Here is a 19,972-nt window from a genome sequence, read left to right on the forward strand (position 1 = left end):
CCTCCCGCGCCCGTTCGCCGACAGCGTGATGACACCACGATGGTGGCGATCAGCGACTCGTGGTGTCACAGTGGTGTCATGGACCTGACACCGTACGTCGCCTCCCTCCGCGACGACCTCGCCGCGGCCGCCGCGGTCGGCGACGAGGCCACGACCCGGGCGGGCTCCTCGCTCGCCGCCGCCCTCGAGCCCGCCGTCCGGCTGGCGCTCATGAACGCGCTGTCCGACCTCGCCGGCGAGGTCTCCGAGCAGCTCGGCGACCGCACCGTCTCGCTGCGGCTGTCCGGCCGCGAGGTCAAGGTCGTCGTCGACCGCGACCCCTCGGCCGAGGACGGCTTCTTCGCCGGCCCCTCGTCGTCGCCGTTCGCGGGCACGCCCGGCGGCGGCCCCGGGTCGCGCCAGACCCCGCCGCCCCCGCCCGGCTTCCCCGGTTTCGGCGGCGGCCCCGGCTTCGGGGGGCAGGGCGGCCCCGACGTCGGCGACATCTCGCGGATGACGCTGCGCCTCGTCGACCAGATCAAGGGCCAGGCCGAGAAGGCCGCCGCCTCCCAGGGGATGTCGCTGAACTCCTGGATCGGCCAGGCCGTGCAGGGCGCCCTCAAGGGCCAGTACGGCGGCCACCGCGGCGGGCCGTGGGGCCCGAGCGGCGACCGGGAGTGGGACGAGAACTGGCGCAAGGGGTGGGACCAGGGCCGCCCGTCCACGGGCGACGCGCCGAAGGACGCGCCGACGAGCGCGCCGACGGATGCACCGAAGGACGCCCCGACCGATGCGCCGACGGACGCGCCGACGGATGCGCCGACGGACGCGGGCGACCGCGGGGGCGACCGCGGGGACGGCCGCGGGGACGGCCGCGGGGATGGCAAGGACGGCGGCGGGGACGACGTGTCGGGCTGGGTGCGCGGATGAGCGCCCCGGCCCGCGAGGTCGCCGGGAGCGGGTCCGAGCCGGTGACCCTCGACCTCGCGATCGACGCCGGCACCGTGCGCGTGCACCTGGATCCCTCGCCGGACGCCGCTGTCGGCGCCCGCGTCGAGGCCGACCCCGACGCGCCGCCCGGGTGGCTGCGCGGACTCTCGGGGCTGCTGGGGTTCCTCGGGGCCGACCGCACGCCGACCTCCCCGGAGGAGCGCGCCGCCGCGGCGGTGGCCGCCACCACGCTGGACTGGGACGCCGACGCCCGCCGCCTCGTGGTGCGCGGACCGAGCGACCTCTCGCTGCGCGGCATCCCGCTCGCCGTCACCGTGCGGGCACCGCGTGACTCCGCGCTGCGCCTGCGGGCCGGCGCCGCCCGGCTGCGCGTCGAGGGACGCGCCGGCGAGGTGTCCGTGCAGGGCACCGGCGAGATCCGTCTCGACGAGGTGGCCGGGCGCACCGAGCTGCGCTGCGGCGCCGGCGAGGTGCGCATCGGGCGGCTCGAGGGCCCGCTGCGCATGACCGGCGGGGCCGGCGGCGTGCGCGTCGACCACGTCCTGGCCCCCGCCGAGATCAGCACCGGCGCCGGGCGCATCCGCCTCGGCGAGGTGCACGCCGACGTCGCGGTGCGCGCCGCGGCCGGCGACGTCCGGGTCGCCGACGCCGTGGCCGGCGACCTCGAGATCGGCACCGGGGTGGGCTCGCTGTGGGTGGGCGTGCACGCGGGCGTCGACGCGCAGGTGGCCCTGCACGCCACTGTGGGCCGCGTGCGCAGCGAGCTGCCGGTGCGCCCCGAGCGCCCCGAGCGCCCCGAGTCCCCGTCCGGCGCGAGCCTGACCGTCCGCGCCCGCACCGGAGCCGGCGACGTCACCGTCGCCACCGCGAAACCCCGCCCGGCACTCGCCGCCTGAGCGGAGCCGCGCCCGGGAGCCCCCCCTGGGCGCACTCCCGCCTGGGCACACTCCCGCCTGGAGCGGGGGACGCGCTCGCTGCGTCACACCCACTCGAGGACGCCCTCGCTGCGTCGGGTCACGAGTGCCGGGATGAGCGAAGGGCTCCTCGCCCATCTCTCCGATCGACGGTGCCCTTCGCTCAGATCCCCGGACCGTGCCTAGTCCGAGCGCGCCCCGGTCAGGGTCGCGCCGAGGACGTCGTGGTTGAGCTGGGCGATCGAGGCCAGCGGGATGCCCTTCGGGCACACCTCGTGGCAGGCGCCGACGTTGGTGCAGCCGCCGAAGTCCAGCTCGTCCTGCTTGGCGAGCATGTTGATCGCTCGCGTCGCCCGCTCGGGCTGACCCTGCGGGAGCAGGCCGAGGTGGGTGACCTTCGCCGCGGTGAACAGCATCGAGCTGCCGTTCGGGCACGCCGCGACGCAGGCGCCGCACCCGATGCAGGTGGCGGCGTCGAACGCGTCGTCGGCCGAGACCTTGTCCACCGGGATCGCGTGCGCCTCGGGCGCCGAGCCGGTGTTGACCGAGATGTAGCCGCCGGCCTTGATGATCTCGTCGAAGGCGCTGCGGTCGGTGACCAGGTCCTTGACCACCGGGAACGCCCGCGCCCGCCACGGCTCGATGTCGATCGTGTCGCCGTCGTCGAAGTGCCGCATGTGCAGCTGGCACGTGGTGGTGTTCTTCTGCGGGCCGTGCGCGGTGCCGTTGATGACCATCGCGCACGAGCCGCAGATGCCCTCGCGGCAGTCGTGGTCGAACGACACCGGGTCCTCGTCGTCGAGGACCAGCTTCTCGTTGAGCACGTCGAGCATCTCGAGGAACGACATGTCGGGCTCGACGTCGTCCATGACGTACTTCTGCATCTTGCCCTTGGCGTCGGGCCCGGGCTGACGCCAGATGCGCAGGGTGAGCTTCACTGGGGTGACTCCACTACTTGTAGCTGCGCTGGCTCGGGTGGACGTAGGAGAACTCGAGGTCCTCCTTGTGGAGCACCGGGCGCTGGTTCTCGCCGGCGTACTCCCAGGCCGCGACGTAGGAGAAGTTCTCGTCGTCGCGCTCGGCCTCGCCGTCCTCGGTCTGGTGCTCGACGCGGAAGTGCCCGCCGCAGGACTCCTCGCGGTGGAGGGCGTCCATGCACATGAGCTCGGCGAGCTCCATGAAGTCGGCGACCCGGTTGGCCTTCTCCAGCGACTGGTTGAACCCGTCGCCGGTGCCGACGATCTTGACGTCGCGCCAGAACTCCTCGCGCAGCGAGGGGATGCGGTCGAGGGCCTTCTCCAGGCCCTCCTTGCTGCGGGCCATGCCGCACTGGTCCCACACGAGCTGGCCGAGCTCGCGGTGGAACGAGTCGACGGTGCGGTGCCCGTTGGCCGAGAGCAGCTTGTCGATGCGCTCGCGGGTGGACTCGACGGCCTCCCGCACGGCCGGGTGGTCCGCCGGCACGTCGTCGAAGGGCGCGTCGGCGAGGTAGTCGGCGACCGTCGTCGGCAGGACGAAGTAGCCGTCGGACAGGCCCTGCATCAGCGCCGAGGCGCCGAGGCGGTTGGCTCCGTGGTCGGAGAAGTTGGCCTCGCCGCCGACGAACAGGCCCGGGATGGTCGAGCGCAGGTCGTAGTCGACCCACAGCCCGCCCATCGTGTAGTGGATCGCCGGGTAGATGCGCATCGGGACCTCGTACGGGTCGTCCCCGGTGATGCGCTGGTACATCTCGAAGAGGTTGCCGTACTTGTTCTCGACGGCGGTGCGGCCGAGACGCTCGATGGCGTCGGAGAAGTCGAGGTACACGCCGAGCCCGCCCGGACCGACCCCGTGCTCGGCGTCGCACATGTTCTTCGCGGCGCGCGAGGCGATGTCGCGGGGCACCAGGTTCCCGAAGCTCGGGTACTGCCGCTCCAGGTAGTAGTCCCGCTCCTCCTCGGGGATCTCGTTCGGCGGCCGGTCGTCGCCGCGCTCCTTGGGCACCCAGACGCGGCCGTCGTTGCGCAGCGACTCCGACATCAGCGTCAGCTTCGACTGGTACTCGCCGGACACCGGGATGCACGTCGGGTGGATCTGCGTGTAGCAGGGGTTGGCGAACAGCGCGCCCCGCTTGTGCGCCCGCCAGGCGGCGGTGACGTTCGAGCCCTTGGCGTTCGTCGACAGGTAGAAGACGTTGCCGTAGCCGCCCGAGCAGAGGATGACGACGTCCGCGAGGTGGGTGTCGATCTCGCCGGTGAACAGGTTGCGCGTGACGATCCCGCGGGCCCGCCCGTCGACCACGATGAGGTCGAGCATCTCGGTGCGCGGGTGCATCTCGACGGAGCCGGCGGCGACCTGGCGCTCGAGGGCCTGGTAGGCGCCCAGCAGCAGTTGCTGACCCGTCTGCCCGCGGGCGTAGAAGGTGCGCGACACCTGGGTCCCGCCGAACGAGCGGGTGTCGAGCAGCCCCGAGTACTCGCGGGCGAACGGCACGCCCTGCGCGACGCACTGGTCGATGATGTTGAGGCTGACCTCGGCGAGGCGGTGCACGTTCGACTCGCGCGAGCGGAAGTCGCCGCCCTTGATCGTGTCGTAGAACAGGCGGTGCACCGAGTCGCCGTCGTAACGGTAGTTCTTCGCGGCGTTGATCCCGCCCTGGGCGGCGATCGAGTGGGCACGCCGCGGGCTGTCCTGGAAGCAGAACGACTTCACGTGGTAGCCGGCCTCGCCCAGCGTCGCCGCGGCGGCACCGCCCGCGAGCCCGGTGCCGACGACGATGACGCTCATCTTGCGGCGGTTGGTGGGGTTGACCAGGCGCGCGGAGAACTTGCGGTCGCCCCACCGGTCGCCGATCGGGCTGTCCGGCGCCCGGGTGTCCCCGATCGGGTCGCCGACGACGTAGCGGCCCTCGCCCTGGACGGCCGTGGGCTCCTGCTGCAGCTCTGACATCGTCACCTCACCAACCCGGTCATGACCGACAGCGGCACGATCGCGAAACCGACCGTGATCACCGCCGCCACGACGAATGCGAAGGTCTTGAGCGCGTTCTGCTTGAGCGCGCTGTTCTGGCCGAACGTCTGGATGGCCGACCAGAGGCCGTGCCGGATGTGGAAGCCCAGCGCCACCACCGCGAGGACGTAGAAGAGCGCGACGTACCAGCGGTCGAAGCTCGCCACGAGCTTCAGGTAGGCGCTCTCGTCACCACCGCGGGGGTTCACCGTCCCCGTGGTCAGGTCGAGGATGTGCCAGACCACGAACAACGCGATGATCACCCCGCCCCAGCGCATCGTGCGGGCCGCGTAGCTGCCCTGCCAGCTCTGCCGGTGCTGGTACCCGATCGGGCGCGCCTTGCGCGCCCGCGCCCAGAGCGAGAACGCCGCCCACATGTGCAGCACGAGGCTCGCCAGGAGGACCACGCGGATGATCCAGAGGACGCCCTCGTAGCCGACGATGGCCTCGCCGATCTCGCGCAGGTGCTGCGAGTACGCGTCGAAGGTCTGGATCCCGAAGAAGATCTTCAGGTTCCCGATCATGTGGGCGACGACGTAGAGCAGGAAGATCCCGCCGGTCACGGCCATGACCGACTTCTTCCCGACCGAGGTGCCCCACGTCCTCGAGACGATGTTGCGCTGCGGGGTGATGACCACGTGAAAACGGTAGGTCCGCGACCTGCGGAGCGCTAATGCATGCAGCAGGGCCGTGCCATAGCGTGGAGCTATGGCCATGACCATCAAACAGCTCAGCTACTTCCTCGCTGTGGTGGACACCGGCCGATTCACGCAGGCAGCGGCGCTGTGCCGCGTCGCGCAGCCCACGCTGAGCAAACAGATCCGCAGCCTCGAGGAGGACCTGGGCGAGACGTTGCTCACGCGCGGTCACGACAACGTCACACCGACGGCGGCGGGCGAGGCGCTGCTGCCGCTCGCCCGGCGCATCGTCGCGGACTCCGAGACGGCCCGGATGGAGATCGCCGAGCTCGCCGGGCTGCGCAGGGGGCGGCTGCGCCTCGGGGCCACGCCGAGCCTGTGCGTCAGCGTGGTCGCCGACGTGCTCGAGGTCTTCCACGGCCGCTACCCCGGGATCGCCATCCAGATCTCCGAGGGCGGCTCGCGGGACCTCGTCGCCGACCTCCAGCGCGGCCAGCTCGACGTCGCGCTCGTCATCGACCGCACCGACCCCGGCGGCGACCTGGCCCTGACCCCGGTGCTGCGCGAGGAGCTCGTGGTCGTGTCGGCCCGTAGCCGGCCGGATCTCGGCGACCACATCGGCATCGCCGACCTCGCCGCGCACCCGCTCGTCGTCCCCCGGCCCGGCTACGAGCTCCGGGAGGTGACGCTCGCGGCGTGCGCGGCCGCCGGCGTCACCCCGCGCATCGCCGTCGAGGGCGGCGAGATGGACGCGGTGCTGCGCATGGTGGAGCGCGGGCTGGGCGTCGCGATCGTGCCGAGCCTCGTGCTGGCCGGGCACCCGTCGCTGCGCGCCACCCGTCTCGACGCGTCGGGGGCGCACGCCGACAGGGCCTGGAGCCACCGCACCATCTCGCTGGCCCACCGCACGGACGTCGCCCCCACGCGTGCCGCGCAGGCGTTCCGCGAGGACCTCCTCGCCGTGCTCGCCCGCACGTCGCGCACCGGGCACCTGCCCCCGGGCGTGCGCTACGTCCACCCGCCGTCGGTGTCGGTCTGAGCCTTGACCGCCTGACCCAGGGCCGGCGCGAGGTCGCCGCCGCCCTCGACGAGCACACCCTCCAGGTCGAGCCAGGTGGCCATGGTCGCCAGCTCGGCGGCGAGCTCGGCCGCGACCCGGGACTCGCCGGGGAGGTCGCGCCCCTCCTCGAGGAACGCGCCCGGCACCCGCAGGAGCCCGATCGCGCGGTCGGCCTTGAGATCGACCCGGGCGACCAGGCGCCCGTCGAGCAGGAACGGGAAGACGTAGTAGCCGTGCGTGCGCTTCTCGGCCGGCGTGTAGATGCCGATGCGGTAGTGGAAGTCGAACAGCCGTAGCGTGCGCGCCCGGAACCAGATGAGCGGGTCGAACGGGGCCAGCAGCGCGCGACCGGTGACCCGACGCGGGAGCCGCAGGTCGGGCGTGCGGTAGGCCGGCGCGGACCAGCCCTCGACCTGGACCGGCACCAGCTCGCCGGCGTCGACGAGCTCGGCGACCGCCGCCTGGCTCTCCCCCGGGGGCAGGCGGTGGTGGTCGCGCAGGTCGGGCTCGGTGGCGACGCCCTGCACCCGCGCGGCGCGGCGGATCAGCTCGCGCATCGACTCGTCGCGCGCGGGCTCGCGGGCGTGGACCTCGGGCGGGAGCACGCGCTCGGGGAGCTCGTAGGCGCGCCGGAAGCCCCGCCGCGTGCCCGTGGTCAGCTCGCCGACGGCGAAGAGGTGCTCGCAGGCCACCTTGACGTCCGAGCGCTGCCACCAGCCCCCGTAGGCCCGCGCCCGCCGGTCTCCCCCGTCGCCCAGCACCTTCTCGACCTCGCCGGCCTCGAGCGGGCCGTGCTCGCCGACGGCGGCGAGGATCGCGTCGAGCAGGTCGGCCCGGCGGTCGAGCGCCGTGCCCAGCCAGCGGCCGTGCCGGGTCGCGTTGTCGCGCATCCGCCAGCGGAACAGCGGCCAGTCGTCCACCGGCAGCAGGCTCGCCTCGTGGACCCAGAACTCGACCATCGTGCGGCGCCGGGCCTCGGCGGGCGTCCGCGGCCACGCGAGCGCGTCGAGGGCGTCGCGGTCGTACGGGCCCAGGCGGGAGAAGAGCGGTGCGTAGTGCGCCCGGACGGCGACGTTGACCGAGTCGAGCTGGAGCAGCCCCAGCCGCCGCACCTCCGCCGCCATCGTGCGTCGCGACGGGCGCCCGCGCCGGACCGCTCCCCCGAACCCCTGCGCGGCCACCGCCGCGCGCCGGGCCTGCGCCGCCGACATCGTCTCCACCCCCGCGATCCTGCCCGAGGGGTCCGACAGTCCCGGAAGAAAGCGGCGCGCACGGGCGTTGACCTGGGTGAACGTTGTGAGGAGGACCCATGGTCGGGGACCGTGTGGAGATCGTCGTCGACGCCGGTGGCGCGACGCGGACGTGGGAGGTCGAGGCCACGAAGGCCGGGCGGCGCGTGGACATCGCGCACGGCCGCGGCGTGGTGGAGGTCAGCGAGGTGACGCGCGGCGGGACGCCGGTGCGCACCGCGCGGTTCATGGCCTCGCGGGTGCTCGCGCTCGTCGAGCACCCGGCCGGGACGGCCCGGCTGACGGACGACGAGCCGCCCCCGCTGCCGCTGCCGCGTCCGGCCTGGGAGAACGCCCGGTAGCCGGGTGGGCGCGGAGGGCGATCGTGCTGGTCAGGACGAGATCTCTGCCCCAGGATCGGTGGCCGTGGCCCCCTCGATCCCGGAGATGATCGCCGCCGCGCGACGACCCGCCGACGCCGTCCTCGACCACGTCGGGCCCGGCAGCCAGATCGTCGTGAACTCGTTCAACGGCGAACCGGCCACCGTCATCGACGCGCTCGAGGCCGGCGGCGACCGGCTGGACGGCGTCCGGCTGCACCAGATGCTCGCACCGCGCCCGCGGGCCTCCATCGACGGCAAGATTCCGGGGCTGCGGCACGTGTCGTGGTTCCTCAACCCGTCGACGCGCGAGGCGTTCCGCGCCGGGCACTGCGACCTCGTGCCCAACAACTTCAGCGACGTGCCGCGCCTCCTGCGGCGGGCGGTCCGGCCGGACCTCGTCGTCGCCGCGGTGTCGCCGCCCGACCGTCACGGCTACTTCTCGCTGGGCACCGACGCGGTCTACACCGCGGCGTTCATCGGCGAGGTGCCGTTCTTCGTCGAGGTCAACGCGCAGACACCCCGCACCTTCGGCGGCAACCAGCTCCACATCGGCGACGTCGTCGGCTGGTGCGAGGCGGACCGGCCCCTCGTGGAGCTCCCGCCCCCGGAGGCGACGGACCGCGACCGGGCGATCGCCGCGTACGTCGCCGAGCGCATCCCGGACGGGTCGACGCTGCAGATCGGCATCGGCGCGGTCCCGGACATGGTGCTCGCGAGCCTCGGGGACCACCGCGAGCTGGGCGTGCACTCCGAGGTCTTCGGCACCGGGTTCGTCGACCTCGTCGAGGCGGGCGTCGTCACCGGCACCCGCAAGGCGACGCACCGCGGCAAGATCATCACGACCGGGGCGCTGGGCACCCAGCGGCTCTACGACTTCGTCGCCGACAACCCCGGCATCGAGTTCCACCCCGTCGACTACACCAACGACCCGTGGAACATCGCGCGCGAGCCGCTGTTCCGCTCGGTCAACGCCACCCTCGAGGTCGACTTCCTCGGGCAGTGCGCCTCGGAGTCGCTGGGCAGCCAGTACTTCTCGTCCTCGGGCGGCCAGCCCGACTTCGCCCGCGGAGCGATCATGTCCGAGCAGGGCGCCGGGTTCATCGTCCTGCACTCGGCCACCCACGACGACACCGTGTCGCGGATCGTCCCGCAGCTGGCGCCGGGCGCCGCGGTCACGACCTTCAAGAACATCGTCGACCACGTCGTCACCGAGTACGGCGTCGCCGAGCTGCGCGGCGCGTCGATCGCGGAGCGCACCGCGCGCCTCATCGCGATCGCGCACCCGCACTTCCGCGACGAGCTCACCGCGCAGGCCCGGACGCTGGGGTACCTGTGAGCACCGCCGGGACGTCGGGACCGGGCTGCGTGCCGCTCTCCGACGAGGACCGCGCCATCCTCGACCTCGAGTGCGCGACCGTCGTCGGCCACGTCCTGCACATGGCGATGCTCGAGGGCCCGCCCCTGACGGCCGCCGGGCTCCGCGAGCAGATCGCCGCCCGCCTGCCCGCCGCGCCCGAGCTGCGCTACCGCCTCGACGAGCGCGACGGCGTGCCGGTGTGGGTGCCCGACGCCGACCTCGACCTGGCCCGCCACGTCGTCGACGCCCCCGACAGCCCCTACGACGAGGGGGCACTGCGCGCCCTGGTGGCGCACCGGTTCGCCCAGCACCTCGACCGCGACCGGCCCCTGTGGTCGCTCGACGTGGCGCCGCTGGCCGGGGGCGGCACCGCGCTGGTCTGGCGGGTCCACCACGCCCTCGCCGACGGCGCGACGATGACGCGCCTGTCGCACACGGTGCTCTACGACGAGGAGCCCGCGGGGCCCGCGACCGGCGCGGCGGCGTCCCCGCCCGCCACCGTGCACGCCGACCACGAGCGCCGCCGGGCCCACCTCATGGGCCTGATCTCCCGCGAGTTCACGGTCGGCCCGTCGCGGTCGCCGTTCGACGGCGAGCTCTCGACCCACCGCGACGTGGCGTTCGTCGACACCGACCTCGCGGCCCTGCACGCCGCCGCCCGCTCGGCCGGGGCGACCGTCAACGACGCGTTCCTCGCGGTGCTGGCGGGCGGGCTGCGGCGCTGGGTCGACCACCACGCGGGCGAGGTGACCGACCTGCGCGTGCGCGTCCCGGTGAGCCTGCCCCGCGAGGACCCGTCCGCCGGCAACCGCGACTCGGCGTTCGACCTGCCGCTGCCGGTGCACGTCACCGACCCCCTCGAGCGCCTGCGCGCCGTGCACGCGCTGACGACCGCGCGCAAGGACGCCCGCGACGCGGCCCTGCTCGACGACCTGCTGCACCGCCTGGCCGAGGTCTCGCCGCCGCTGCGCCGCGTCTGCGACCGGCTGCGGGCCACCGCCCGGGCGTTCACGGTCAGCGTCTCGAACGTGCCCGGGCCGCGGGCGCCGGTCGCGGTGCTCGGCCGTCGGGTGCGCGCGACCTGGCCGCTCGCCGAGATCGGGTTCCACCACGCGCTGCGGGTCACCGCGGCGTCGATGGTCGACGTGCTGTCGTTCGGGGTGACCGTCGACCCGGGTCTCGTGCCCGACGTCGACGTCCTCGCCGACGGCCTGCGCGCCGAGGCCGGCCTGCTCGTCGCGGCCTGTGGGACGGATCCGGACCGTCAGACGAGTCCGGACAGGCGGGAGGCGACCTCCCGGTAGCGGCTCACCGCCACCAGGTGGATGCCGTCCACCCCGGCGTCGCGCAGGGCCAGCGCGTGCTCGATCGCCGGGTCGACGCCCGCGGTCCCGTCGTGCTCCAGGGCCTCGACGAGGTGGTCGGGCAGCGCGAGGTCCAGGCCCTCGGCGACCCCGCGGGCCATCCGCGGCCCGGTCGGCACCAGGACCCCGGCGCGGACCGGGCGTCCCAGGTCGGCGTGACGCTCCCGCCAGTCGATGACGGCGGGGAGCGAGAACGTCGGCGCGAGCCACACGACGTCCGCGTCGCGCTTCCAGGCCGGCAGGTCCCGGCCCGGGGCGGCGACGACCCCGACCCGCAGGTCGGTCTCGTGCTCCTCGGCCAGCGCGCGGGCCTCGCGGAGCATGGCGCCGACGGTCAGCGGCCGGTCCCCAGATTGATCGTGAACAGGGTCGTGGTCGGGGCGGTCGCCGCGCAGCAGCAGGACCTCGTGCACGCCGAGCGCGAGCAGGCCGAGCAGGTCGCGGCGCAGGCCGAGGGTGTTGCGGTCCCGGGCGTTGAGCACCGCGACCGTCTCGTGGCCCCGACCGCGCACCTCCCCGGCGACCACGAGCCCGGCCACCGCCGCGCGGGCCGTCGCGTTGTCGGGCACGAGGAAGCGGGCCGCGACCGGCGCGAGCGCGTCGAGCTGGCGGCGGACCGGGGCGAGGTCCGGGCGGTGCGGGACGTCCAGTTCAGCGGTGACGTCGAGGCTCATGCGACCTCGGTCAGGGCTCCGGTGTCGACGTCGTAGACGAAGCCGCGCACGTCGTCGGTGTGGACGAGGAACGGGCTGGAGCGCACCGCGGCGAGCGAGTCGCGGACGTCCTGCTCGGTGTCGCGGAACGTGCCCGGCGCCCAGCTGGGCCGCCGGCCGGTCTCCGACTCGAGCTCGGCGACGAAGTCGTCGTCGGTGAAGGTCGCCATGCCGCACCGGGTGTGGTGCAGCAGGACCACCTCGCGGGTCGCCAGCTTGCGCTGGCTGACCGCGAGCGAGCGCAGCACGTCGTCGGTCACCACGCCGCCGGCGTTGCGGATGACGTGCGCCTCGCCGTCGCCCAGCCCCAGGACGCGGTAGACGTCCAGGCGCGCGTCCATGCAGGCCACGACCGCCACGCCACGTGAGGGCGGCCCGGGCAGGCCGGGCTTGTCGAAGCCCGCCGCGAAGCTCTCGTTGGCCGCCAGCATCTCGTCGGTCGCCGTCATGCCCCTGATCCTGGCGAGGCCGACCCCGGCGCGCACCGCGGGGTGATCCGGATCCCTAGGCTCGGGGGCATGGCGCTCGCCTCCGTCCGCCTCGCCACCGCCGAGGACGCCGCCGCCGTCGCGCACGTCCAGCGCACGGTGTGGACCTCGGCCTACGCCGAGATGCTCCCGCCCGGCGCGGTGGCGGGCTTCGACACGGACGCGGTCGCCGCGGGATGGGCGGACCCGATCGCCGCGGGCGCGGTGTGGGTCGCGACCGAGGGCGACGCGCTGGTCGGCTTCTGCGCGGCCGGGCCGGCGGCCCCCGACGACCTCGCCGACGCCGCCGGCGCCGTCCCGGACGACGCGTCCTCGGTGGCCGCGGTGGCCGCGCTGCTCGTCGAGCCCCGGTGGGGACGACGCGGGCACGGGGGCCGTCTGCTGGTCGAGGCGGCGACCGGGCTGCGGGCGGCCGGCGCGACACGCGCGATCGCCTGGGTGCCCGAGCGCGACACCGCCTCGCGGCGCTTCTACGAGCGCGCCGGCTGGGACCCCGACGGCACCGTGCGCACCCTCGACGCCGGCGGGCGGCCGCTGCGCGAGATCCGGGTGGGCGGCCCGCTGGACCTGGAGTTCCGCCCCGAGCCGTCGCTCGACGACCTGGACCTTCCCCTGCTGTCCTGAGGAGCGCCCGTGCTGGTCGTGTACGGCTTCACCCGCGTCGCCGTGGTGGTGCGCCGGTGGTTCGAGATCTCGCCCCAGGCGGTGATGGAGCACGGCGCCCGCGTCGAGCTGCGCCTGCTCACCCCGCAGGAGCACCGGGGCAGCGAGTCGGCCGCCCAGCGCACGGTCATCGACGAGGCCTTCTGGCGCGCCGACCTGTTCAACCGCCTCGACCGGCCCGCCGACGCGTTCTCGGCCGCCCACTTCCACCCGTTCTTCGACGGCGACGAGCCCTCCGAGCGCGTCTGGTCGCCGTCGCTCACGGCCGACCCGTGGGGCTGGCTCGCCGCGCAGCTCGACGACGTCGGCGCCCGGCTCGAGGGCGCCGGCCTGGATCCGGCGCTCGCCGCGGACGACGCCGAGGAGATCCGGGCGGCCGTCCCGGCGATCGTGGCCACGGCCCGCACGTTCGGCCCGGAGGACCCGATGTCGCGCGACGAGGACTTCCGCCTGACGAAGGACGCCGCGGAACGGGTGCGCCGGATGATCGCCCTGATCCCCGACGGCGTCGAGGTCGACCGCGAGTACCTGCGGCCGTGGATCGAGCAGGTCTAGGCCCGATCAGTCCATGTCGAGCAGGACCTCGAGACCGACGGTCACGCCGGGGTGGTCGGCGACCCCGCGGCAGGCGAGCAGCACGCCGGGCATGAACGAGCTGCGGTGCAGGGAGTCGTGGCGGATCGTGAAGGTCTCGCCCTCGGTGCCCAGCAGGACCTCCTGGTGCGCGACCAGGCCCGCCATGCGCACCGCGTGCACCGGGATCCCGTCGACCCGGGCGCCGCGCGCGCCGTCGGGGTCGTGGGTCGTCGCGTCCGGGCCGGGCCCGAGACCCGCCTCGGCGCGGGCGGCGGCGATCATCTGCGCCGTGCGCGTCGCCGTGCCCGACGGGGCGTCGGCCTTGCGCGGGTGGTGCAGCTCGACCACCTCGACCGACTCGAAGAACCGCGCCGCCTGCGCCGCGAAGCGCATCATCAGCACGGCGCCGATCCCGAAGTTGGGGACGACGAGCACCGCCTGCCCCGGCGACAGGCGCCCGCGGACGTCGTCGAGCAGGTCCTGGCCGACCCCGCTCGTGCCCACGACGACGTGCAGGCCGGCGTCGACGCACCAGCGCAGGTTGTCGGCGACGGCCGACGGGTGGGTGAAGTCGACGACGACGTCGGCCTTCTTCAGCGCGTCGCGGTCGTCGCCGACATCCACGCGCGCGACCAGCTCGAGGTCCTCGGCGCCCTCGACCGCGGCGCACGCCTCGGAGCCCATGCGCCCGTTCGCGCCCAGCACGCCGACCTTGACCATGGTCGAGCTCACGCTCCGCTCCGTCTCCGGGGGCGTCACTGCACCATCTCCCGCACCTCGCCCGGCAGCTCGTCGATGTCACCATAGGGACCGACGACCGCGGCCGAGCGGGGCCCGGTCAGCAGCGCCGACGCCAGCGATGCCACATCGCTCGCACCCACCGCGTCGATCCGGTCGAGCGTGGTGGCGAGGTCGGTGGCCCGGTCGAGGCCGCCGTGGTCGAGCTCGCGGCGCCCGAGCCGGGTCATCCGCGAGGAGGTGTCCTCCAGGCCCAGCACGAGCTCGCCGCGCAGCTGGCCGCGTGCGCGCACCAGCTCGGCCTCGGTGATGCCGTGGGCGGCGAGGTCGCCGAGCTCGTCGCGCACCACCGCCGCGGCGGCCCCGAGACGCTCGGGCGCGCAGCCGACGTAGACCGCGAGCGCGCCCGCGTCGGTGTAGCCCGTCGTCGACGAGTAGACGGAGTACGCGAGCCCGCGCTGCTCGCGGACCTGCTGGAACAGCCGCGAGCTCATGCCGCCGCCGAGCACCGTGGACAGCACCTGCAGCGCGGGCCAGCGCTCGTCGGCCCGGCGCAGCGACGGCACGCCGAGCATGAGGTGGGCCTGCTCGGTGTCCTCGTCGCGCACCGAGAGGCGGTCCTCCGGCGTGCCGGGCGCGTCGTCGCCGGCCCGGCGGTGCCAAGGCTCGGACGACCCGTCCAGGCGCGACCCGTAGGCCGCCTCCACCGCGGCCAGCACCTCGGCGTGCGCGACGTTGCCCGCCACGGCGAGCACCGAGCGGGCCGGGACGTAGTGGCGCGCGTGGAAGTCGGCGAGCCGGTCGCGGGTCATGCCCGTCACCGACTCCTCGGTGCCGATCACCGGCAGGCCGAGCGGGTGCGCGCCGAAGAGCAGGGCGTCGAAGTCGTCGGCGAGCAGGTCCTCGGGGTCCTCGTCGCGCCCGGCGATCTCGGAGAGCACCACGTCGCGCTCGAGCTCGACGTCGGCGGCCGCCATCACGGCGTCGAGCACCACGTCGCCGAGCACGTCGACCGCGAGCGGCATGTCGCGGTCGAGCACGTGCGCGTAGAAGCAGGTGTGCTCCTTGCCGGTGAACGCGTTGAGGTCGCCGCCGACGGCGTCGATCTCCTCGGCGATCGCCCGCGCCGAGCGCCGCCGCGTGCCCTTGAACAGCAGGTGCTCGAGGTAGTGCGCGGCGCCGTGCGTGCCGGCGCCGAGGGCCGGCTCGTCGCGCGAACCGACCTCGACCCACAGCCCGACCGACGCCGACCGCGCGCCGGCGACGTGCTCGGTGACCACCCGCAGGCCCCCGGGCAGCACGGTGCGTGCCACGCCGGGGGCCGGGTGCTGCGTCTCCGCGTGACCCGTGCTGGAGAGTGCCGTCACTCCGGCGACGAGCCCCCGATGGCGCCGGTCACCGCGCCCGAGGTGGCCGCCGCCGGGGCCGCCTCGGCGGGCGCCTCGCCGTCGGACGGGGCGGCGTCGGCGGCGTCCTCCTCCTTGACCGGAATGAGGCTGATCTTGCCCCGGTTGTCGATGTCGGTGATCTCGACGCGCAGCTTGTCGCCGACGTTGACGACGTCCTCGACCTTGCCGATGCGCTTGCCGCCGCCCAGCTTCGAGATGTGGACGAGGCCGTCGCGGCCCGGCAGCAGCGAGACGAAGGCGCCGAAGGCGGCGGTCTTGACGACCGTGCCCAGGAACCGCTCGCCGATCTTCGGCAGCTGCGGGTTGGCGATGGCGTTGATCCGGTCGATCGCGGCCTGGGCGCTCGGCCCGTCGGCGGCACCGACGTAGATCGTGCCGTCGTCCTCGATGGAGATGTCGGCGCCGGTCTCCTCGGTGATCGAGTTGATCATCTTGCCCTTCGGGCCGATGACCTCGCCGATCTTGTCGACCGGCACCTTCACCGTGGTGATGCGCGGCGCGAACTCGCTCATCTCGTCGGGCGCGTCGATGGCCTCGGCCATGACGTCGAGGATCGCGAGGCGGGCCCCGCGGGCCTGGGTCAGCGCCCGCCCGAGCACCTCGGACGGGATGCCGTCGAGCTTGGTGTCGAGCTGCAGGGCCGTCACGAAGTCCTTGGTGCCGGCGACCTTGAAGTCCATGTCACCGAACGCGTCCTCGGCGCCGAGGATGTCGGTCAGCGCGACGAAGGTCTCCTTGCCGTCGACCTCGCCCGAGACGAGGCCCATGGCGATCCCGGCCACCGGTGCCTTGAGCGGCACACCGGCGTTGAGCAGCGACATCGTCGAGGCGCAGACCGAGCCCATCGACGTCGAGCCGTTGGAGCCGAGCGCCTCGGAGACCTGGCGGATGGCGTAGGGGAACTCCTCGCGCGTCGGCAGCACCGGCACGAGCGCCCGCTCGGCCAGCGCGCCGTGGCCGATCTCGCGGCGCTTCGGCGAGCCCACGCGGCCGGTCTCACCGGTGGAGAACGGCGGGAAGTTGTAGTGGTGCATGTACCGCTTGGTCGTCTCCGGGCCGAGCGAGTCGATCGTCTGCTCGAGCCGGAGCATGTTCAGCGTGGTGACGCCCAGGATCTGGGTCTCGCCGCGCTCGAACAGCGCCGAGCCGTGCGCCCGCGGGATGACCTCGACCTCGGCGGCCAGCGGACGGATGTCCGTGGTGCCGCGGCCGTCGATGCGGAAGCCGTCGGAGAGGATCCGCTGGCGGACGGTCTTCTTGGTCAGCGAGCGGAAGGCCTCGCCGATCTCCTTCTCGCGGCCCTCGAACTTGCCGGACAGCTCGGCGACCAGGCGGTCCTTGATCGCGTCCTGGGCCTCGTCGCGGTCCTGCTTGCCGGTGATCGTGAACGTCTCGTCGAGGTCGGAGCCGACCGCGCTCTCGACCGCCGAGTAGACGTCGTCCTGGTACGGCGGGAAGGTCGGGTAGTCCTTCGTCGTCGTGCCGGTGGCGGTGTAGAGCTCCTTCTGCGCCTCGCAGAGGGTGCGGATGAACGGCTTGGCCGCCTCCATGCCCGCGGCGACGATCTCCTCGGTGGGCGCCTGGGCGCCCTCGCCGATGAGCGTCCACGCGTGGTCGGTGGCCTCGGCCTCGACCATCGCGATGGCGACGTCGGAGCCGTCGGCGGTCACCGAGCCGGCGATCACCATGTCGAAGACGGCGCTCTGGAGCTGCTCCCACGTCGGGAAGGCGACCCACTGGCCGTTGATCAACGCCACGCGGGTGGCGCCGATCGGGCCGTCGAAGGGCAGCCCGGAGATCTGCGTCGACGCCGAGGCCGCGTTGATCGCGAGGACGTCGTAGGGGTCCTTCGGGTCCAGGCTCTGGACCGTGATGACGACCTGGACCTCGTTGCGCAGGCCGCTGGTGAAGGTCGGGCGCAGCGGGCGGTCGATGAGCCGGCAGGTGAGGATCGCGTCGGTCGACGGGCGGCCCTCGCGGCGGAAGAACGAGCCGGGGATCCGGCCCGCGGCGTACATGCGCTCCTCGACGTCGACCGTCAGCGGGAAGAAGTCGAAGTTGTCCTTCGGCCGCTTCGAGGCGGTCGTCGCGGAGAGCAGCATCGTGTCGTCGTCCAGGTAGGCGACGACGGCGCCGGCCGCCTGACGGGCCAGGCGGCCCGTCTCAAAGCGGACGGTGCGGGTGCCGTAGGCACCGTTGTCCAGGACCGCGGTGGTCTCGTGGACGGCCCCGTCGTTGACGGCGGCGTGTGTCTCGGTCATGGGGGGTTCTCCTCTGCGAGGCCCCTACCGCGTCCCGACCAGGTCTCCCAGGGCTCCCCCGGCGACGAGGCGGTCTTCGATCGAAGCCCACGGAGCGTGTGTCCGTGGGCCACTACCGAGGACCGGCCGACGCGCGGGCGTCCCGGGTGCGTGGACGATGGCGGCGGGGCCGGATGGGGGTCTGCGCACGCCACCGCGCCGGCCGGCGTCGCGGCCGGTCGGCGCGGTGCGTGCGCGGGGTTCAGCGGAGCCTCGTCAGCGGCGCAGCCCCAGCCGCTCGATGAGCGAGCGGTAGCGGGCCACGTCGACGGAGGCGACGTACTTCAGCAGGCGACGACGACGCCCGACCAGCAGCAGCAGTCCGCGGCGGGAGTGGTGGTCGTGCTTGTGCATCTTGAGGTGCTCGGTGAGCCGCACGATGCGCTGCGTGAGCAGCGCGACCTGCGCCTCGGGCGACCCGGTGTCCGTCTCATGGACCCCGTACTCGGTGAGGGTCGCCTTCTTCTGCTCGGTGGTCAGTGCCACGGGGTGGTGCTCCAGTCTGCTGTCGTCGGTGCCGTGAGCATGGACGACGCCCGTCGCGACCGGCTGTCGCCGTCGGTGGACGTCGTACTCGCGGGGGCGAACCACCCGCCGCCCGGCCACCACGGACCGCAGCCAGGCGAAACAACTCCCAGTGTACCGACGGGTCCGCACACCCCGTCAGCGCCCCGGCCCGGGCGCCTCGACACCCGCCGCACGCCTCAGCAGGCCCGCGAGCGAGGGGAAGCCGCGGTCGAGGGTGTCGGCCGCCCGGGCCAGCTCGTCGGGCCCGGCGACCGTGCGGAGCAGGTCGTAGGAGCCCGTCGCGCTCGTCGGCGCGCGCGGCTCGGTGGCCCGGACGCCGGCGAGGAGGCGCTTCACCGCCGCGGGGTCCGCGGCGGGGTCGGCGTGCTGCGTCACGGCCTGCTCGAGCAGCACGAGGCGGCCGAGCACCGCCGGCGTCCCGATCTTCACCCGCCGCCCGCTCATGAGCTGGGAGAGCATCGGCGAGCTGACGCCCAGCGCCGCCGCCAGCGCTGCCTGCGACACGTCGAGGGCGGCCAGGAGGCGCCGCAGCCGGTCGCCCAGGGGCTCGCCGTAGAACCGGCGCTGCAGCTCGCGGTTGCGCCGCACCGTCCCTGCCGCATCCGACCCCGCGGCGTCCGATCGGCCCACGCCACCTCCCGCCGCCCGTCCTGCCCTCGTGGCGAGCGTGGCAGCCGGGCGGGAGCCGTGGTGGCCGTTCGGGGGAAGTCAGAGGCCGAGGACCTCGCGGGTGCGCAGGACGTCCTTGTCCATCGCGGCGATGAGTTCCTCGACGCCGTCGAAGCGGTCCATCCCGCGCAGCCGCTCGACGAAGTCGACTCCCACGCGGGCGCCGTAGAGGTCCTCGTCGGTGTCGAGCACGTACGCCTCGACGGTGCGCTGGCGGCCCGAGAACGTCGGGTTGGTGCCCACCGAGGTCGCGGCGGGCCGGACCTCGCCGCGGTGGTGGAACCAGCACGCGTACACCCCGTCGGCGGGGATCGCGGCGTGCTCGCCGCAGTCGACGTTGGCCGTGGGGTAGCCCAGCTCGCGGCCGCGCTGGTCGCCGCGGACGACGACCCCCTCGAGGCGGTGCGGCCGGCCCAGGGCCTCGGCGGCCGCGCGGACGTCGCCGGCGGCGATGCTCGCGCGGATGTAGGTCGACGAGAACGTCACGGTCGAGCCCGCCGCGGCACCGCCCAGCGGCTCGGTGACCAGGTCCACGCCCTCGGCGGCGAAGCCGAAGCGCTGGCCGAGCCGTTCGAGCTCGGCGACGTCGCCGGCGGCCTTGTGGCCGAACGTGAAGTTCCGCCCGACGACCACCATCGCCGCGTGCAGCCGGTCGACGAGCAGCTCGTGGACGAACTCGTCGGGCGCCACCCGGGCGAGGTCGGTGGTGAACGGCAGCACCCAGAACGCGTCGACGCCGAGCTCGGCGACGAGCTCGGCGCGGCGGGTCAGCGTCGTCAGCCGCACCGGGTGCGTGCCGGGACGCAGGACCGAGGCCGGGTGCGGGTCGAAGGTGATGAGCACGGTGGGCAGGCCGAGCTCGCGCCCGTGGGCGACGGCCCGGGCGATGAGCTGCTGGTGGCCGCGGTGCACGCCGTCGAACACGCCGATCGTCACGACGCACCGACCCCAGCCCGACGGCACGCCGTCGGGTCCCCGCCAGGTTTGCACGGCCGGGAGCGTACGGCCGGTCGCCGGGGTCACGC

20 protein-coding genes are annotated in these 19,972 nt (G+C 74.1%); 8 read left to right on the forward strand and 12 right to left on the reverse strand.

Features of this window, described 5'->3' with window-relative positions:
* Window positions 1-78 precede the first annotated feature (78 nt).
* Complete coding sequence (locus PHK61_RS31895; RefSeq protein WP_337993953.1) at window positions 79-909, forward strand: PT domain-containing protein; 831 nt, start codon at window positions 79-81, stop codon at window positions 907-909.
* Complete coding sequence (locus tag PHK61_RS11050) at window positions 906-1,826, forward strand: DUF4097 family beta strand repeat-containing protein (RefSeq protein ID WP_274281020.1); 921 nt, start codon at window positions 906-908, stop codon at window positions 1,824-1,826. Before PHK61_RS31895 ends, PHK61_RS11050 begins: the two co-directional genes overlap by 4 nt.
* Window positions 1,827-2,026: 200 nt before the next feature.
* On the opposite strand, the gene PHK61_RS11055 is transcribed toward PHK61_RS11050, so the two are convergent.
* Genes PHK61_RS11055 through PHK61_RS11065 form a run of 3 tightly spaced genes read right to left on the reverse strand, consistent with a single transcriptional unit; the run spans window position 2,027 to window position 5,470 of the window.
* Complete coding sequence (locus PHK61_RS11055) at window positions 2,027-2,782, reverse strand: succinate dehydrogenase/fumarate reductase iron-sulfur subunit (protein ID WP_274281021.1); 756 nt, start codon at window positions 2,780-2,782, stop codon at window positions 2,027-2,029.
* A 13-nt stretch (window positions 2,783-2,795) separates the two neighbouring features.
* Window positions 2,796-4,772: a fumarate reductase/succinate dehydrogenase flavoprotein subunit gene (locus tag PHK61_RS11060; RefSeq protein WP_274281022.1), complete on the reverse strand. Its 1,977-nt coding sequence runs from the start codon at window positions 4,770-4,772 to the stop codon at window positions 2,796-2,798.
* 2 nt (window positions 4,773-4,774) lie between these two features.
* On the reverse strand, window positions 4,775-5,470 hold the full coding sequence (locus PHK61_RS11065) for a succinate dehydrogenase cytochrome b subunit (protein WP_274281023.1): 696 nt from the start codon (window positions 5,468-5,470) through the stop codon (window positions 4,775-4,777).
* A 76-nt stretch (window positions 5,471-5,546) separates the two neighbouring features.
* Between PHK61_RS11065 and PHK61_RS11070 the strand changes: the two genes are divergently transcribed.
* Window positions 5,547-6,509 carry a LysR family transcriptional regulator gene (locus tag PHK61_RS11070; RefSeq protein WP_274281024.1) on the forward strand — a complete coding sequence of 321 codons (963 nt, stop codon included), beginning with the start codon at window positions 5,547-5,549 and terminating at the stop codon, window positions 6,507-6,509.
* Here the strand turns inward: PHK61_RS11070 and PHK61_RS11075 are convergent.
* Complete coding sequence (locus PHK61_RS11075; protein ID WP_274281103.1) at window positions 6,479-7,741, reverse strand: winged helix-turn-helix domain-containing protein; 1,263 nt, start codon at window positions 7,739-7,741, stop codon at window positions 6,479-6,481. The two genes, PHK61_RS11070 and PHK61_RS11075, sit on opposite strands and share 31 nt — an antisense overlap.
* Before the next feature lie 98 nt (window positions 7,742-7,839).
* On the opposite strand from PHK61_RS11075, the gene PHK61_RS11080 reads away from it, so the two are divergent.
* The 3 genes from PHK61_RS11080 to PHK61_RS11090 all read left to right on the forward strand — a co-directional run bounded on the left by PHK61_RS11080 (window position 7,840) and on the right by PHK61_RS11090 (window position 10,803).
* A complete protein-coding gene (locus tag PHK61_RS11080) occupies window positions 7,840-8,121 on the forward strand; it encodes a hypothetical protein (protein WP_274281025.1) in 282 nt (93 codons plus the stop codon).
* Window positions 8,122-8,185: 64 nt separating this feature from the next.
* Window positions 8,186-9,478 (forward strand): acetyl-CoA hydrolase/transferase family protein, encoded by a 1,293-nt coding sequence (locus tag PHK61_RS11085; protein WP_274281026.1) that lies wholly within the window; start codon window positions 8,186-8,188, stop codon window positions 9,476-9,478.
* Window positions 9,475-10,803, forward strand: coding sequence for a wax ester/triacylglycerol synthase domain-containing protein (locus tag PHK61_RS11090; protein ID WP_274281027.1), 1,329 nt, complete (start codon window positions 9,475-9,477; stop codon window positions 10,801-10,803). Before PHK61_RS11085 ends, PHK61_RS11090 begins: the two co-directional genes overlap by 4 nt.
* Here the strand turns inward: PHK61_RS11090 and PHK61_RS11095 are convergent.
* The gene (locus PHK61_RS11095) at window positions 10,764-11,537 is read right to left on the reverse strand and encodes a hypothetical protein (protein ID WP_274281028.1); all 774 of its coding nucleotides are present in this window, start codon (window positions 11,535-11,537) and stop codon (window positions 10,764-10,766) included. The two genes, PHK61_RS11090 and PHK61_RS11095, sit on opposite strands and share 40 nt — an antisense overlap.
* Window positions 11,534-12,025, reverse strand: coding sequence for a beta-class carbonic anhydrase (locus tag PHK61_RS11100; RefSeq protein WP_274281029.1), 492 nt, complete (start codon window positions 12,023-12,025; stop codon window positions 11,534-11,536). The genes PHK61_RS11095 and PHK61_RS11100 overlap by 4 nt, the downstream gene beginning before the upstream one ends.
* Window positions 12,026-12,094: 69 nt before the next feature.
* Here PHK61_RS11100 and PHK61_RS11105 point away from each other — a divergent pair, with 69 nt between their 5' ends.
* Window positions 12,095-12,688, forward strand: a complete 594-nt coding sequence (locus PHK61_RS11105; RefSeq protein WP_274281030.1) for a GNAT family N-acetyltransferase — start codon at window positions 12,095-12,097, stop codon at window positions 12,686-12,688.
* Window positions 12,689-12,697: 9 nt separating this feature from the next.
* Window positions 12,698-13,282 carry a hypothetical protein gene (locus PHK61_RS11110; protein WP_274281031.1) on the forward strand — a complete coding sequence of 195 codons (585 nt, stop codon included), beginning with the start codon at window positions 12,698-12,700 and terminating at the stop codon, window positions 13,280-13,282.
* A gap of 6 nt (window positions 13,283-13,288) precedes the next feature.
* Here the strand turns inward: PHK61_RS11110 and dapB are convergent, their stop codons facing one another.
* From dapB to PHK61_RS11140, 6 genes are all read right to left on the reverse strand, one after another.
* On the reverse strand, window positions 13,289-14,023 hold the full coding sequence (gene dapB / locus PHK61_RS11115; protein WP_274281104.1) for a 4-hydroxy-tetrahydrodipicolinate reductase: 735 nt from the start codon (window positions 14,021-14,023) through the stop codon (window positions 13,289-13,291).
* A 35-nt stretch (window positions 14,024-14,058) separates the two neighbouring features.
* Window positions 14,059-15,354: a M16 family metallopeptidase gene (locus PHK61_RS11120; protein WP_274281032.1), complete on the reverse strand. Its 1,296-nt coding sequence runs from the start codon at window positions 15,352-15,354 to the stop codon at window positions 14,059-14,061.
* 50 nt (window positions 15,355-15,404) lie between these two features.
* A complete protein-coding gene (locus PHK61_RS11125; protein ID WP_274281033.1) occupies window positions 15,405-17,711 on the reverse strand; it encodes a polyribonucleotide nucleotidyltransferase in 2,307 nt (768 codons plus the stop codon).
* A gap of 255 nt (window positions 17,712-17,966) precedes the next feature.
* Window positions 17,967-18,236, reverse strand: coding sequence for a 30S ribosomal protein S15 (gene rpsO / locus PHK61_RS11130; protein ID WP_133824989.1), 270 nt, complete (start codon window positions 18,234-18,236; stop codon window positions 17,967-17,969).
* Between the two features lie 177 nt (window positions 18,237-18,413).
* Window positions 18,414-18,908, reverse strand: coding sequence for a helix-turn-helix domain-containing protein (locus PHK61_RS11135; RefSeq protein ID WP_274281034.1), 495 nt, complete (start codon window positions 18,906-18,908; stop codon window positions 18,414-18,416).
* Window positions 18,909-18,986: 78 nt separating this feature from the next.
* Window positions 18,987-19,937 (reverse strand): bifunctional riboflavin kinase/FAD synthetase, encoded by a 951-nt coding sequence (locus PHK61_RS11140; RefSeq protein WP_274281035.1) that lies wholly within the window; start codon window positions 19,935-19,937, stop codon window positions 18,987-18,989.
* Window positions 19,938-19,972 lie beyond the last annotated feature (35 nt).

Source organism: Actinomycetospora lutea (assembly GCF_028737205.1).
Lineage (GTDB): Bacteria > Actinomycetota > Actinomycetes > Mycobacteriales > Pseudonocardiaceae > Actinomycetospora > Actinomycetospora lutea.

Bases quoted from the DNA above. Each gene is read 5' to 3' on its own strand.
- PHK61_RS31895 (WP_337993953.1), top strand. From the start codon at position 79: ATGGACCTGACACCGTACGTCGCCTCCCTCCGCGACGACCTCGCCGCG.
- PHK61_RS11050 (WP_274281020.1), top strand. From the start codon at position 906: ATGAGCGCCCCGGCCCGCGAGGTCGCCGGGAGCGGGTCCGAGCCGGTG.
- PHK61_RS11060 (WP_274281022.1), bottom strand. From the start codon at position 4,772: ATGTCAGAGCTGCAGCAGGAGCCCACGGCCGTCCAGGGCGAGGGCCGC.
- PHK61_RS11070 (WP_274281024.1), top strand. From the start codon at position 5,547: ATGACCATCAAACAGCTCAGCTACTTCCTCGCTGTGGTGGACACCGGC.
- PHK61_RS11075 (WP_274281103.1), bottom strand. From the start codon at position 7,741: ATGTCGGCGGCGCAGGCCCGGCGCGCGGCGGTGGCCGCGCAGGGGTTC.
- PHK61_RS11080 (WP_274281025.1), top strand. From the start codon at position 7,840: ATGGTCGGGGACCGTGTGGAGATCGTCGTCGACGCCGGTGGCGCGACG.
- PHK61_RS11095 (WP_274281028.1), bottom strand. From the start codon at position 11,537: ATGAGCCTCGACGTCACCGCTGAACTGGACGTCCCGCACCGCCCGGAC.
- PHK61_RS11100 (WP_274281029.1), bottom strand. From the start codon at position 12,025: ATGACGGCGACCGACGAGATGCTGGCGGCCAACGAGAGCTTCGCGGCG.
- PHK61_RS11105 (WP_274281030.1), top strand. From the start codon at position 12,095: ATGGCGCTCGCCTCCGTCCGCCTCGCCACCGCCGAGGACGCCGCCGCC.
- dapB (WP_274281104.1), bottom strand. From the start codon at position 14,023: ATGGTCAAGGTCGGCGTGCTGGGCGCGAACGGGCGCATGGGCTCCGAG.
- PHK61_RS11125 (WP_274281033.1), bottom strand. From the start codon at position 17,711: ATGACCGAGACACACGCCGCCGTCAACGACGGGGCCGTCCACGAGACC.